This is a genomic window from Agrobacterium sp. LAD9 (assembly GCF_003031125.1).
Classification (GTDB): Bacteria; Pseudomonadota; Alphaproteobacteria; order Rhizobiales; family Rhizobiaceae; genus Agrobacterium; species Agrobacterium radiobacter.
In genome coordinates this window covers 184,937-199,709 of the sequence record NZ_PHGS01000014.1, presented here as the reverse complement: position 1 = coordinate 199,709, position 14,773 = coordinate 184,937, and the positions used below count along the sequence as shown (strand labels likewise).

The following is a 14,773-nucleotide window of genomic DNA, read 5'->3' as shown; positions in this document are numbered from 1 at the left end:
GCTTTGCCTTGGCAACGGCGGATGTCGTCCTTATGTTAGGGGCACATAATAGCGGGCAGCAGATATGCCCGTGTGAGTTCGGGGAGTTCGATGAACCCAAATTTCAGAAATTTCGCCTTGTGGGCCGTGATCGCCCTCTTGCTGATCGCGCTGTTCAGCATGTTCCAGACCTCGCCGACGCAAACGGGCTCGCGGGAAATCCCGTACTCCCAGTTTCTTCGCGATGTGGATTCCGGGCGAGTTCGCGACGTGACCGTCACCGGCAACCGGGTTCTCGGAACCTATACCGAAAACGGCACGGCCTTTCAGACCTATTCCCCCGTCATCGACGACAGCCTGATGGAGCGCTTGCAGAGCAAGAACGTCACCATCGTGGCGCGTCCCGAAAGCGATGGTTCCTCCGGTTTTCTGAGCTATCTCGGCACGCTTCTGCCGATGTTCCTCATTCTCGGCGTCTGGCTGTTCTTCATGCGGCAGATGCAGGGCGGTTCCCGTGGCGCGATGGGCTTTGGCAAGTCCAAGGCCAAGCTTCTGACGGAAGCGCATGGCCGCGTGACGTTTGATGACGTCGCAGGTGTGGACGAAGCCAAGCAGGACCTCGAGGAAATCGTGGAATTCCTGCGCGACCCGCAGAAGTTCCAGCGCCTCGGCGGCAAGATTCCGCGCGGCGTGCTGCTTGTTGGCCCTCCGGGTACCGGTAAAACGCTTCTGGCGCGTTCCGTCGCCGGCGAAGCCAATGTGCCGTTCTTCACCATTTCCGGTTCGGACTTCGTGGAAATGTTCGTCGGCGTCGGCGCAAGCCGCGTGCGTGACATGTTCGAGCAGGCTAAGAAGAATGCACCCTGCATCATCTTCATCGACGAAATCGACGCTGTCGGCCGCCATCGCGGCGCCGGTCTTGGCGGCGGTAACGACGAGCGCGAGCAGACACTGAACCAGCTGCTGGTCGAGATGGACGGTTTCGAGGCGAATGAAGGCATCATCCTCATCGCTGCCACCAACCGTCCCGATGTTCTTGACCCCGCACTTCTGCGTCCAGGCCGTTTCGACCGTCAGGTCGTCGTGCCGAACCCTGATATCGTCGGCCGCGAGCGCATCCTCAAGGTGCATATCCGCAACGTGCCGCTGGCGCCGAATGTCGATCTCAAGATTCTGGCCCGCGGCACTCCCGGTTTTTCCGGTGCGGACCTCATGAACCTCGTCAACGAAGCCGCCCTGATGGCTGCCCGCCGCAACAAGCGCGTGGTCACCATGCAGGAATTCGAAGACGCCAAGGACAAGATCATGATGGGTGCGGAGCGCCGCTCCTCCGCCATGACCGAGGCCGAAAAGAAGCTGACCGCCTATCATGAGGCCGGCCATGCCATCACCGCGCTGAAGGTTGCCGTGGCCGATCCGTTGCACAAGGCGACGATCATTCCGCGCGGCCGTGCACTGGGTATGGTTATGCAGCTGCCGGAAGGCGACCGTTATTCCATGAGCTACAAGTGGATGGTGTCGCGCCTGGTCATCATGATGGGTGGCCGCGTTGCCGAAGAATTGACCTTCGGCAAGGAGAACATCACGTCAGGCGCGTCTTCGGATATCGAGCAGGCCACCAAGCTTGCCCGCGCCATGGTCACGCAATGGGGCTTCTCCGACGCTCTCGGCCAGGTGGCCTATGGTGAAAACCAGCAGGAAGTGTTCCTTGGCCATTCCGTCTCTCAGTCGAAGAACGTCTCCGAGGCGACAGCGCAGACGATCGACACCGAAGTCCGACGTCTGATCGACGAGGCCTATACCGAGGCACGGCGTATCCTCACGGATAACCACGATGGCTTTGTCGCAATTGCCGAGGGTCTTCTCGAATACGAAACCCTGACGGGCGACGAGATCAAGGCGCTGCTGAGGGGTGAGAAGCCGGCGCGCGATCTGGGTGACGATTCTCCGGGCAGCCGTGGTTCGGCGGTGCCGAAAGCCGGTGCCAAGAAGGACGGCCCGAGCGAAGCAAAGGGTGACGGTGAGGCCGAAGGCGGCATGGAGCCGCAGCCGCATTGATCGTCCACGCATGTTAGAAATTGTAAAAGGCCATCCGGGTTTCCGGGTGGCCTTTTCATTTTGGTAACAAGATATAAGCCATTTTTGCGGTAATTTACGTGCTGTTTATCGTGGTTTGTGGCATTTAGCCAAAAACGCTTCCGGCTGTTTTCAGTTTTTGCCGGAATGCCCGAAAGATTTGGAGTTCAAATGGCACGCCGTTATTTCGGAACCGATGGTATCCGCGGACAATCGAACGTATTCCCCATGACGCCTGATCTGGCGATGCGTGTGGGCATTGCCGTTGGAACGATCTTCCGCCGTGGCCATCATCGTCATCGTGTGGTCATCGGCAAGGATACGCGGCTTTCCGGCTATATGCTGGAGAACGCACTGGTTGCCGGTTTCACCGCCGCCGGCCTTGATGTCTTCCTGCTCGGCCCCATCCCGACGCCCGCCGTTGCCATGCTGACCCGGTCGCTGCGCGCCGATATCGGCGTGATGATCTCGGCTTCGCACAATCCCTTCTCCGATAACGGCATCAAGCTTTTCGGACCTGACGGATACAAGCTCTCTGACGAGCTGGAACTGGAGATCGAGGATCTTCTCGACAAGGATATCTACGCCCAGCTCGCCAAGCCGAGCGAGATCGGCCGCGCCAAGCGCGTGGATGGTGACATCTATCGTTATATCGAATTCGTCAAACGCACCCTGCCGCGCGATGTGACGCTGAGCGGGCTTCGGATCGCGATCGACTGCGCCAATGGTGCTGCCTACAAGGTCGCACCCGCTGCGCTCTGGGAACTCGGTGCGGAAGTCGTCACGATCGGCAATGAGCCGAACGGCATCAACATCAATCTCGAATGTGGCTCCACCCATCCGGAAGCTCTGCAGAAGAAGGTGCATGAAGTGCGGGCCGATATCGGCATTGCTCTCGACGGTGATGCGGACCGTGTCATCATCGTCGATGAGCGCGGCGAGATCGTCGATGGTGACCAGCTGATGGCTGTCATCGCTGATAGCTGGGCCGCCGACAACACGCTGCGCGGCGGCGGCATCGTCGCGACTGTCATGTCCAATCTCGGGCTGGAGCGCTTCCTCGGCGACAAGGGCCTCACCCTTGCCCGCACCAAGGTGGGCGACCGTTATGTCGTCGAGCACATGCGCAACCACAATTTCAACGTCGGCGGTGAACAGTCCGGCCATATCGTGCTGTCGGACTACGGCACGACGGGCGATGGCCTCGTCGCGGCATTGCAGGTTCTCGCCAAGGTCAAGCGCTCCGGCCTCACGGTCAGCGAAGTCTGCCGCAAGTTCGAGCCGGTGCCGCAGCTTTTGAAGAACGTGCGTATCTCCGGCGGCAAGCCGCTGGAAAATCCTGTTGTGCAGCAGGCGATTGCGGATGCGGAAAGCGCATTGGCCAATAATGGCCGCCTCGTCATCCGCCCCTCCGGCACCGAGCCGCTGATCCGCGTCATGGCGGAAGGTGATGACAGCGCGCAGGTGGAGCAGATCGTCAACGATCTCGTCGGCGTCATTGCCAATGCTCGCTCGGCCGCGTGAGCCGAGGCGTCAGTAATGTCCTAACAAAGCCGGCTGCCCAGCCGGCTTTTTCTTTGACTGTTTGCTAATAAATATAGTGAATGATCGTGGTTAATCGGGACTTAACCATTTTATGTCAATCTCCATGACTGAACAGTTCACTGGCATCTGCTGCCGAAACCGCACGTGCCTCTTCTGGAGTGGAAGTCATGAAAAACGCCCTGGCCGGATTTCTGGCCGTCCTGCTGACCGGTACCAGCGCTATCGCTGCCGATCTTTATCAAGCCGAGCCCGCGCCGGCCTATGTCGAGGCCCCCGAGGTCGCGATCACCCAGGCGAGCGGCTGGTATCTGCGCGGCGATGTCGGTTATTCCTTCAACAAGCTGCGCGGCGCCCATTATTATCAGGGTGGCCCGGGTGGCTATCTGCAGGATTTTGATACAGCGACAATCAAGGACAGCTATGTCATCGGCGGCGGTGTCGGTTATCAGTTCAACAACTATTTCCGCAGTGACGTGACCTTTGACTATATGGGCAAATCGGATTTCAGAGGCTCCACGAGCGGCTTCTGTGGCTCTGTTCCCGGTCGTTGCGTCTCGGCGGATCTTAGCTCCCTGCGAGCCTACACGCTGATGGCCAACGCCTATGTCGATCTCGGCACCTATGGCCGCGTCACACCCTATGTCGGCGGCGGTATCGGCGGCTCTTACGTGAAATGGGACAAGCTGCGCAACACGTCGTGCAGCGTCAATGGCCTTGGCTGCGACCCGACCACCGAACATGGCGGCAAGGGCAAATGGCGCTTTGCCTACGCTCTGATGGCCGGTGCGTCCATTGACGTCACCTGTAACCTGAAGGCCGATATCGGTTACCGTTTCCGCCACATCAACAAGGGCGATATGTTCGCTTATGAGAATGGCGGCGGTCCGGGCCGCGACAAGGGCCTCTATTCGCATGAAGTGCGCGTCGGCGGCCGTTATGTCTTCAATGGCTGCGACACTGCGCAATACATGCCGCCCGCTGATATTCCGCTGCAGCCTGCCGTTTATAAATAAACGTCACGCACCGCTGGTACTTTCAGACCGTCCGCATCCTCCGGGTGCGGGCGGTTTTGTTTTACCGGCATCGGACACCGCGCATGACGCATATGGACCAAAATTCTTCTGCGCAGCGACATATTCCGCTTGACTGGGATCGGCGACAGGAATAGCAACGGCGTCAGGACACTCCACCCTAACGTGGAGCGCCTATCTGGAAGGGTAGTCAAATGACAGATATAGTGAAGCCGGACGTGCGTCCGGGCAATACGCATTTTTCCTCTGGTCCCTGCTCGAAGCGTCCCGGTTGGTCGCTAGATGCTCTCTCCGATGCACCGCTCGGTCGCTCGCATCGCGCCAAGGTTGGCAAAGCCAAGCTGAAGCAGGCCATCGATCTCACCCGTGAAATTCTTGATGTTCCTGCCGATTATCGTATCGGCATCGTTCCCGCATCCGACACCGGCGCTGTTGAAATGGCGCTCTGGTCGCTGCTGGGCGAACGGGGCGTCGATATGCTCGCCTGGGAAAGCTTCGGCGCTGGCTGGGTTACCGACGTCATCAAGCAGCTTAAGCTGAAGGACGTGCGCAAGTTCGAGGCCGATTACGGTCTGCTGCCGAATCTCGCCGAAGTCGATTTCGACCGTGACGTCGTCTTCACCTGGAACGGCACCACCTCTGGCGTTCGCGTTCCCAATGCCGACTTCATCCCTGCCGACCGTAAGGGCCTGACCATCTGCGACGCCACCTCGGCGGCCTTCGCGCAGGACATGGACTTTACGAAACTCGACGTCGTCACCTTCTCCTGGCAGAAGGTTCTGGGCGGCGAGGGCGGCCATGGCGTCATCATTCTTTCGCCCCGCGCCGTCGAGCGCCTGCTGAGCTACGCGCCGGCATGGCCGCTGCCGAAAATCTTCCGCATGGTCTCCGGCGGCAAGCTGATCGAAGGCATCTTCACCGGCGAAACCATCAACACCCCGTCCATGCTCTGCGTGGAGGATTACATCGACGCGCTGCTGTGGGCGAAGAACCTCGGTGGCCTGAAGGCGCTGATCGGCCGTGCCGACGCCAACGCCAAGGTCATCTACGACTTCATCGAGAAGAATGACTGGATCGCCAATCTGGCCGTCAAGCCGGAAACCCGCTCCAACACCTCCGTCTGCCTGAAGATCGTTGATCCCGAGGTGCAGGCGCTGGATGCGGCCGCACAGGCCGATTTCGCCAAGGGCGTCGTTGCCCTGCTCGAAAAGGAAAATGTCGCCCTCGATATCGGCGCTTACCGTGACGCACCGTCCGGTCTGCGCATCTGGGCCGGCGCGACCATCGAGACGGCCGATATGGAAGCCGTCATGCCCTGGCTCGCCTGGGCTTACCAGACGCAGAAGGCAGCACTTTCCAAGGCTGCCGCCTGATTTTGATACCGGCCCTGCGCTGATGCAGGGCCGCCAATTTCCCGCTTTTAAAACTGCACCGCTTTTCAAGGAGCCCGTGAACCATGGCACCTCGCGTACTCGTATCCGACGAACTGTCGGAAACCGCCGTCCAGATTTTCCGTGATCGTGGCGTCGAAGTCGATTTCCAGCCGAAGCTCGGCAAGGACAAGGACAAACTTGCCGAAATCATCGGCAATTACGATGGTCTCGCCATTCGTTCCGCCACCAAGGCGACCGAAAAGCTGATCGAGGCGGCAACCAACCTCAAGGTCATCGGCCGCGCCGGCATCGGCGTCGACAATGTCGATATTCCGGCAGCCTCGCGCCGCGGTATCATCGTCATGAACACGCCGTTCGGCAACTCCATCACGACTGCGGAACATGCCATCGCGCTGATGTTTGCCGTTGCGCGCCAGCTTCCGGCCGCCGACAGCTCTACGCAGGCCGGCAAGTGGGAAAAGTCGAAATTCATGGGTGTCGAAATCACCGGCAAGACGCTCGGCGTCATCGGCGCCGGCAATATCGGCTCCATCGTCTGCTCGCGTGCGCTTGGTCTCAAGATGCATGTTCTGGCCTATGACCCCTTCCTGTCGCCGGAGCGCGCGCAGGAAATGGGCGTCACCAAGGTTGAGCTCGACGAACTGCTGGCGCAGGCCGATTTCATCACCCTGCATGTGCCGATGACGGACAAGACGCGCGGCATCCTCAATGCCGAAAACCTTGCCAAGACCAAGAAGGGCGTGCGTATCGTCAACTGCGCCCGTGGCGGTCTGGTGGATGAAGCGGCTCTTGCCGAAGCCATCAAGTCCGGCCATGTCGCCGGCGCCGGTTTTGACGTGTTCGAAGTCGAACCCGCCACCGAAAGCCCGCTTTTCGGCCTGCCAAACGTCGTTTGCACGCCGCATCTCGGCGCTTCTACCACAGAAGCGCAGGAAAACGTCGCTCTTCAGGTTGCCGAGCAGATGTCGGATTATCTGGTCAAGGGTGCCGTCTCCAACGCCATCAACATGCCGTCGATCACGGCGGAAGAAGCACCGCGTCTGAAGCCGTTCATCCGTCTGGCGGATGTTCTCGGCTCCTTCGTCGGCCAGGTGCAGGAAAGCGCCACCAAGGAAATCGAAATCCTTTATGATGGCGCAACCGCCAACATGAACACCAAGGCGCTGACCAGCGCCCTCTTGGCCGGTCTGATCCGCAGCCAGGTTGCAGATGTGAACATGGTTTCGGCCCCGGTCATGATCAAGGAAAAGGGCATCATCCTTTCTGAAGTCAAGCGCGACAAGACCGGTGTTTACGACGGTTACATCAAGCTGACGGTCAAGACCGAAAACCAGATACGTTCGGTTGCCGGCACGGTGTTCTCGGATGGCAAGCCGCGCTTCATCCAGATCAAGAACATCAACATGGATGCGGATGTCGGATCGCACATGATCTACATCACCAACACCGACGTTCCCGGCATGATCGGCTTCATGGGCACCACGCTCGGCGAAGCTGGCGTCAACATCGCCAACTTCCAGCTCGGCCGTGAAAAGGAAGGCGGCGACGCCATCGCGCTGCTCTATGTTGACGGCCCGGTTTCCGAAGAGGTGCTGGACAAGCTGCGCGCCAACCCGGCCATCCGCCAGGTCAAGCCGCTGACGTTTAACGTCGACTGATCTATCGTTCCTCCCAAGGGGACAATAAGGACCGGTGCAGGGGCAACCCTGCGCCGGTTTTTGTTTCTCCAGTTGCCCATTTTATGGCAATCCGCGCCGGTCTCGCGCTTCGGTTGCATATCACAAAAAATTTAAGCCGAGTGCTCTAAAAATGATGATCATGAGTTGCTATATCGCCTGCTGAGATGCCGCTCATGGGAGGGCGGCCAACAGGAGATAACGATGTTTGCTGCCTTTCGGCGCTTCAAGGGTTTGTTCGCAGTCGCCGCGCTTGGTATCGCGGTGTCTTTCGTAGCTGTTGATATGGCAGAAGCACGCCGCGCCAGCGGCGGTTTCGGCAGCCGCGGTACGCGGACCTATTCGGCTCCGCCTTCGACCAGCACCGCACCCGGCCAGACCGCGCCGATCAATCGCAGCATGACGCCCAATACCAATCAGGCAGCACCGAGTGCTGCTCAGCCGGCCCGTCCCGGCGCGCAGGCACCGCAGCAAAATCGCGGCCTGTTCGGCGGTATGATGGGTGGTTTGATGGGCGGCCTGTTGATGGGTGGCCTGTTCGGCATGCTTCTCGGTGGTGGCTTTGGTGGCATGGCCGGTTTCTTCGGCATGCTGCTGCAGGTGGCGCTGATCGGTCTCCTCGTTATGCTCGCCATGCGTTTCTTCGCATCGCGCCGTCAGGGTCAGCCCGCTTATGGCTCGGCCGGCGGTTCGCAGCGCACGGATCATTCAAGTTCCTCCTATAATGGCAGTTCGCAGGCGGGTCCTTCCGCATCCTCGTTCAAGATTCCGAAGATTGGTGCTCTGGCCGGTGCTGCGGGTGGCGCTGCGGCTGCAACGGCAAAGCCCGTGCCCCACGCCAATGCCATCTCGGAAGGCGATGAAATCGGTATCACGCAGGGTGACCTCGAAACCTTCCAGAAAATGCTGGAAGATGTGCAGGCTGCCTATGCGGCCGAGGATTACGGCACGCTGCGCAAGCTGACGACGCCGGAAGCCATGTCCTATCTCGCGGAAGAACTGAGCGACAACGCGACCAGCGGGGTGAAAAACGACGTGCGCGACGTGACGCTGCTGCAGGGCGATGTCGCCGAAGCCTGGCACGAAGAAGGGCAGGATTACGCAACGGTTGCGATGCGTTACTCCGCCATCGACGTGATGCGTGACCGCACGTCCGGCAAGGTAGTCGAAGGCGATGAACAGCATCCGTCCGAAGCGGTCGAGATGTGGACCTTCGTCCGTCGCCCCGGCAACGATAACTGGCAGGTCGCCGCCATTCAGGCCGCTGCCTGAGGCAACAGCCCGAGTTTTATCGAACGAAATGGCCCGGAGGTTCACGAACCTCCGGGCTTTTGTTTATCAGGACGCAAAGACGTCGACCGTCCTGAAATTTCGTCCCGGATACTCCTTGCCCTGGGCAGACGCGGCAGGGCAAAAAACCGATTGATAAATCTAACGGGTGATATCTCCGCCGATCATTGGCTGCAATTTCCGCTTCACCCTGCTATGCAGGGCTTTGAGCCCTGTTTGTCGTGGCATGTCGCCGGTGCATGGCTCGACCGCTTCACGGAATTGCCTTTTTTCATTCATCCGGCATTCAGTCCCCGCATCCTAACCAGAAAGCATACACGTCAATGTGACTTTTCGCGCCGGTTCTAAACCGCTTTGGGAAGGGAACCACAGCCGCAAAACAGCGTTGACAATCCAATTCCCGGCCCGCCTCCCGCAAGCCGGGCTGGGTGGCCGGGCAATGCACGGCCCGCGAGAACGGAGAGCTATCGAGATGAAACGCTTTGACCTGATCGACGGGATGCGTGGTTACTTCCTCGTCTTCATGCTGATCAACCATCTGGTGTTTGCCGGCGGCTTCTGGCTGGTGGAAATCAATCACCGGCAGTTTGCCTTTGTCGAGGACGCGCAGGGCTTCGTCTTCCTGTCCGGCCTGCTGATCGGCATGGTCTATGCGCGCAAGATGATGAAATATGGCTATGACGCCGGCAAGCAGATGATCTGGAACAGGGCGATGGAGCTTTATCGTTATGCGATGGGTCTCGTCATCGCCGTGCTGTTCTTCCGCATGGTCATCCCGCATGCGCCCTATATCTGGTACAATTGGCTGGGCATGACGACGTTCGACGATCCGCTGCGTCTGGCGGCGATTGCGACATTCCTCTTCCAGCCGACCTTCATGGATATTCTGCCGCAATATATCGTCTACATGTTGTTTGCGCCGGTCCTTGTTAAGCTCTGCCTTGACGGCAAGTGGGCCTATGTTATGGCCGGTTCCCTGCTGGTCTGGATGGCGGGCCAGCTTGGTCTTCAGCAGATCGTGACGACGCCGCTCAACGAAGTCGTCAAGGGTGCGGACGAGCAGGGTATCCGCGTCAGCTTCAACCTGCTCGGCTGGCAACTGGTTTTCTATTCGGCGCTGGTGATGGGCGCGATGACGGCGCAGAACCGCATTCCGTGGAAGGCGATCTTCTCGCCGCAGCACACATGGCTTCCAAAGGCTGCGCTTGTCATCTGCCTGTTCTTCATGCCGCTGCGCATCGCCACTGCCTGGGGCCTGATGCCGGAATTCATGATGGGCAAGTTCTCCACCATGGAAATCCGCGCCGATTTCGGCCCGGTTTACCTCATCAACTTCCTGGCGGTTGGCGTTGGCCTGACCTGGCTGGTGATTGCCGGTCCGCACCACCACCGTCCGCTTGTGCGCTCCATTGCCGAGGGCGTCATCTGGGTGCTGTCGTTGAAGTTCCTGCAACTGCTCGGTCGCCATTCGCTGCAGGTCTATGTCTGGCATGTGGCGATCGTCTACGGCGTCTATTATCTCGACGGCCGCACGGCGGAACTGTCGCAGCTGAACAAGACGCTGATCGCTTTCACGGCCATCGGATTGCTGGCCTTGCCGGCCCTGTGGCGGGAGCGCGAAAAGTGGTTCGGCAGCAGCGGCCAGAAGACGGCCGGCGCTTAACAGCCTGTCGCGGACCGAATCTGATTGCTTTGCGTGGCGGTTTTCCGCCCCGTACTTGCGTGCGCGGCCATTCCTTTCTATATGCAGCCCTTAAATCCGCAGGATGGCGAGACAGGACGGCCCGATTGATGGCCATGGTTTCTCGCGGCGGATGACCGACAGGCGGCGGGGCCTTTACCCCCGTTATGACTGACGATGGGAAAAAACGTGAATACGCTCGATTTTGACAAGAGGCCGGAAGATACCCGGATCGTTGTCGCCATGTCCGGTGGCGTCGATTCTTCCGTGGTGGCCGGTATCCTCAAGCGCGAGGGCTATGATGTCCTCGGCATTACCCTCCAGCTTTACGACCACGGTGCCGCCGTGCACCGCGCCGGCTCCTGTTGCGCCGGGCAGGATATCGACGATGCGCGCAGGGTCTGCGAAACGCTCGGTATCCCCCATTATGTGCTGGATTACGAAGCGCGGTTCCGTGAAACGGTCATCAACCCTTTTGCCGAAGCTTATGCGATGGGTGAAACGCCGATCCCCTGCGTCGCCTGCAACCAGACGGTAAAATTCGCCGATCTGCTCGCTACGGCACAGGAACTGGGTGCCGATGCACTGGCGACCGGCCATTATATCCGCTCGCGCCCCAATCCCGTTGCCGGACAGCCGGGCCGTCGCGCGCTCTATCGCCCTATCGACAGCGACCGTGACCAGAGCTGGTTCCTGTTTGCGACGACGCAGGAGCAGATCGACTATCTGCGCTTCCCGCTGGGCGGTCTCTCCAAGGCCGAAACGCGGGCGCTGGCGGAAGATATGGGGCTTGTCGTCGCCAAGAAAGCCGACAGCCAGGACATCTGTTTCGTGCCGCAGGGCAAATACACTGATATCATCAACAAGCTGAAGCCGAATGCGGCATTGGCGGGCGACATCGTCCATCTGGACGGCCGCGTGCTCGGCCGCCATGACGGCATCGTGCATTATACTATCGGCCAACGCCGTGGCATCGGTGTCGCGACCGGAGAGCCGCTCTACGTCGTGCATCTCGATGCGCGGGGCCGCCGGGTCATCGTTGGCCCGCGCGAAGCGCTGGAAACCCGCCGGGTCTATCTGCGCGACATGAACTGGCTGGGCGATGGCGAGCTGGTAAATGATGCAGGGCAGGGCTTTGCCTGTTTCGCCAAGGTGCGCTCCACCCGTCCGCCAACCGAAGCGATGCTGCATGCAGACGAAAACGGCATCTATGTGGATCTGATGACCGGTGAGGCCGGCGTCGCTCCTGGCCAGGCCTGCGTGCTCTATTCCGCACCGGGGGCCGATGCCCGCGTTTACGGCGGCGGTTTCATCGAACGGTCGGAACGCTCAGTGGATGCCGAGGCATCGCTCAAGGCGCTTCTGGAAAAGCCGGTTGCCGCCTGAAACCATTCGCTTTTTGCAGCAATGCGGAAAGCGAATTTTTTGCGCATCTTGCGCTTGACACTTTGGGGAGCGGCACCTTATAAGCCGCTCATCCTGATGGAACGGCCGGTCACATGACTGTCACGTTTCCACTGTGGCGGGGTAGCTCAGGTGGTTAGAGCAGCGGAATCATAATCCGCGTGTCGGGGGTTCAAGTCCCTCTCCCGCTACCACTTTCCTTCATATGAAAAATCCAAACCGCGTCGTTCTGCGCCCGTGTTTCGTTGCTTTTCCGAGCGGGAAAAACGATGGATCAGATGGTGTTTGCCAGTAAGTTTCGCCCAAAAAAAGGGAAACCCGCTTACTACAAAAATGCAGCCAGCGGGTCTCAACCTCTACCCCCTCCCACAAGGGCGGCTGCACAAAAGCACATTGAATGAATTATGGCAAGATCAAGGCGACCATATTGTTGCGGTGGAGGGCCCTGTTCTCCAGTTTATTGGTGGATGGCAGAGGACATGGCTCTTCCCCTGTTTATCAACGCAGGAGAACGTCCGGCGCATATGAGCCGTTCCAGGGTTGATGCTGTTATTTTCGCGCGTGGTGACGCCAGCAAAAAAAGATGCCCGCTCAAGGCGGGCAATCAGAGGGGAACTGAGGTTAGGAGCCTCGTGTCTGAAACGGACATCTTCAACATAAGTTCCGATTGCGGGATAATTTCCGCAGCGTCGTGCCGACAGGAGTGCTGCGAAGGCAAAGTATTCCAGGCCGCATCGCCCGGAACGATTCGGTGTGCGGAAAAATGGCACTTTCCTGAGGATTCAATCTTTAGGGAAATTTGGAGCGGGCGAAGGGATTTGAACCCTCGACCCCAACCTTGGCAAGGTTGTGCTCTACCCCTGAGCTACACCCGCTCAAATCCACCGGTCCGGGGTAGTTCGCTGAACCGTGGGCCGCCAAGCGGCGACGGGCGCTATATCGCTCAATCGATTCTGGAATGCAACAGGGAAATGACAAAAACGCGAAAATTTCTTTGAGAAATGCGACAAGCGGCGGAAATGATTGAGAATTTTTCATTCCGCTGTTTTTTCCTGCGTTGCCAAGCCTCAGTTACCCCCTTAATCAGGAAACAAGGAAAACGGAATCGACAGAGGCGGGCGGCAGGATATGGCGGAAAATTCCCAGAAGACGGCAACGGAACTGTTCGAGTTTCTCGACGGGCTTGGCATTTCCCACACCACGAAACAGCATGAGCCGGTGTTCACCGTCGCCGAATCCCAGTCGCTGCGCGACCTCATTCCAGGCGGTCATACAAAGAACCTCTTTGTAAAGGACAAGAAGGATCAGTATTTCGTGCTGACGGTTGAGGAAAATGCGGCCGTGGACCTGAAAAGCGTTCACAAGACCATCGGGGCGGCAAGTCGCGTGTCCTTCGGCAGGCCGGAAAAAATGTTGGAATATCTGGGCGTCGTGCCGGGTTCGGTCACGGTGTTCGGAGCCATCAACGACACGGACAGGCAGGTCACATTCGTGCTCGACAGCGATCTTCTGGAAAACGAGCTGGTAAACGGCCATCCGCTTTCCAACGACCAGACGACAACGATCGCGTCCAAAGATCTCATTCGCTTTCTCGAGGCAACCGGACATGCGCCGCTTGTCTTGAAAGTCAGCGAGTGAGATACGATCTTTGCTTCAAATAAGACAAATGACAGAAGTTTACGGGAGACCGGCATGAGCGGCGACAATAATCCTTACGGCGGTTCCTATAGCGGGCAGATGACCGCAAGCGCGCATCACAATGGCGAGCTTAACGGTGCGGCCTCCGGCCACATCAAGGACACGACGACGGCTGCCTTCTCCAAGGACGTTCTTGAAGAATCCCGTCGCCAGCCGGTTCTGGTGGACTTCTGGGCGCCCTGGTGCGGCCCGTGCAAGCAGCTGACGCCGGTGCTCGAGAAGGTCATCAACGAGGCGAATGGCCGTGTGAAGCTCGTGAAGCTGAACATTGACGATCATCCGTCCATTCCCGGCCAGCTCGGCATCCAGTCCATTCCGGCAATCGTCGCCTTTGCCGACGGCCGGCCCGTGGATGGCTTCATGGGTGCCGTTCCGGAAAGCCAGATCAAGCAGTTCATCGAAAAGATTGCCGGACCTGACGCGGGCGATCCCAAGGCTGAGATCGAGGCCGTTCTGACCGACGCGAAGCAGCTTCTGGCAGATGGCGATTTTAACGGCGCAGCGCAGCTTTTCGGCGCCGTCATGCAGGCTGATCCGGAAAATCCCGCAGCGATTGCCGGTATCGCCGAATGCATGATCGCGGTCGGTCAATATGAGCGGGCCAGCGAGCTGCTCTCGTCCCTGCCTCAGGAACTCAATGACGATGCGGGCATTCAGCTCGTTTCGAAAAAGATCGCGCAATATGAGGAAGCCCGCAAGATCGGCGACCCCGTGGCGCTGGAGCGCGAGCTGGCGCTTGATCCCGATCAACACGAGGTGCGGGTGAAGCTTGCCAAGGTGCTGAACGCGCAGGGCCGACGCGACGAGGCGGCGGATCATCTGCTCTACATCATGCGCAAGGACCGCACCTTTGACGATGACGGCGCGCGCCGTCAGCTTCTCGAGTTTTTCGAGGCCTGGGGTTTCAAGGATCCGGCAACCATTGCCGGCCGCCGGAAGCTTTCGGCGATACTGTTTTCGTAATGCGGGCATATCCCGGCCAGGGCGGTTGCTCCGCCG

Annotated in this window: 10 protein-coding genes and 2 tRNA genes; 11 read left to right on the top strand and 1 reads right to left on the bottom strand. The window is 59.2% G+C overall.

Annotated features, from left to right (window positions below; all coding sequences use genetic code 11):
- The first annotated feature begins 90 nt into the window (after positions 1 to 90).
- The 9 genes from ftsH to DA915_RS16125 all read left to right on the top strand — a co-directional run bounded on the left by ftsH (position 91) and on the right by DA915_RS16125 (position 12,270).
- Positions 91 to 2,037: an ATP-dependent zinc metalloprotease FtsH gene (gene ftsH, locus DA915_RS16165; RefSeq protein WP_003506249.1), complete on the top strand. Its 1,947-nt coding sequence runs from the start codon at positions 91 to 93 to the stop codon at positions 2,035 to 2,037.
- Between the two features lie 189 nt (positions 2,038 to 2,226).
- Complete coding sequence (gene glmM, locus DA915_RS16160; protein WP_003506251.1) at positions 2,227 to 3,579, top strand: phosphoglucosamine mutase; 1,353 nt, start codon at positions 2,227 to 2,229, stop codon at positions 3,577 to 3,579.
- Positions 3,580 to 3,767: 188 nt separating this feature from the next.
- Positions 3,768 to 4,613, top strand: coding sequence for an outer membrane protein (locus DA915_RS16155; RefSeq protein WP_003506253.1), 846 nt, complete (start codon positions 3,768 to 3,770; stop codon positions 4,611 to 4,613).
- A 212-nt stretch (positions 4,614 to 4,825) separates the two neighbouring features.
- Positions 4,826 to 6,004 (top strand): phosphoserine transaminase, encoded by a 1,179-nt coding sequence (locus DA915_RS16150; RefSeq protein WP_107676595.1) that lies wholly within the window; start codon positions 4,826 to 4,828, stop codon positions 6,002 to 6,004.
- A gap of 83 nt (positions 6,005 to 6,087) precedes the next feature.
- Positions 6,088 to 7,683 carry a phosphoglycerate dehydrogenase gene (serA, locus tag DA915_RS16145; protein ID WP_003506257.1) on the top strand — a complete coding sequence of 532 codons (1,596 nt, stop codon included), beginning with the start codon at positions 6,088 to 6,090 and terminating at the stop codon, positions 7,681 to 7,683.
- 222 nt (positions 7,684 to 7,905) lie between these two features.
- Positions 7,906 to 8,973, top strand: coding sequence for a Tim44 domain-containing protein (locus tag DA915_RS16140; protein WP_107676594.1), 1,068 nt, complete (start codon positions 7,906 to 7,908; stop codon positions 8,971 to 8,973).
- Positions 8,974 to 9,463: 490 nt separating this feature from the next.
- On the top strand, positions 9,464 to 10,654 hold the full coding sequence (locus tag DA915_RS16135) for an OpgC family protein (protein ID WP_107676593.1): 1,191 nt from the start codon (positions 9,464 to 9,466) through the stop codon (positions 10,652 to 10,654).
- 207 nt (positions 10,655 to 10,861) lie between these two features.
- A complete protein-coding gene (mnmA, locus tag DA915_RS16130) occupies positions 10,862 to 12,058 on the top strand; it encodes a tRNA 2-thiouridine(34) synthase MnmA (RefSeq protein ID WP_060723158.1) in 1,197 nt (398 codons plus the stop codon).
- A 135-nt stretch (positions 12,059 to 12,193) separates the two neighbouring features.
- Positions 12,194 to 12,270, top strand: a tRNA-Met gene (locus DA915_RS16125).
- Positions 12,271 to 12,876: 606 nt separating this feature from the next.
- Here the strand turns inward: DA915_RS16125 and DA915_RS16120 are convergent.
- A tRNA-Gly gene (locus tag DA915_RS16120) sits at positions 12,877 to 12,951 on the bottom strand.
- A 253-nt stretch (positions 12,952 to 13,204) separates the two neighbouring features.
- On the opposite strand from DA915_RS16120, the gene DA915_RS16115 reads away from it, so the two are divergent.
- Both DA915_RS16115 and trxA read left to right on the top strand, forming a co-directional pair.
- Complete coding sequence (locus DA915_RS16115; RefSeq protein ID WP_077998630.1) at positions 13,205 to 13,714, top strand: prolyl-tRNA synthetase associated domain-containing protein; 510 nt, start codon at positions 13,205 to 13,207, stop codon at positions 13,712 to 13,714.
- Positions 13,715 to 13,768: 54 nt separating this feature from the next.
- Positions 13,769 to 14,737: a thioredoxin gene (gene trxA / locus DA915_RS16110; protein ID WP_107676592.1), complete on the top strand. Its 969-nt coding sequence runs from the start codon at positions 13,769 to 13,771 to the stop codon at positions 14,735 to 14,737.
- Positions 14,738 to 14,773: the final 36 nt, after the last annotated feature.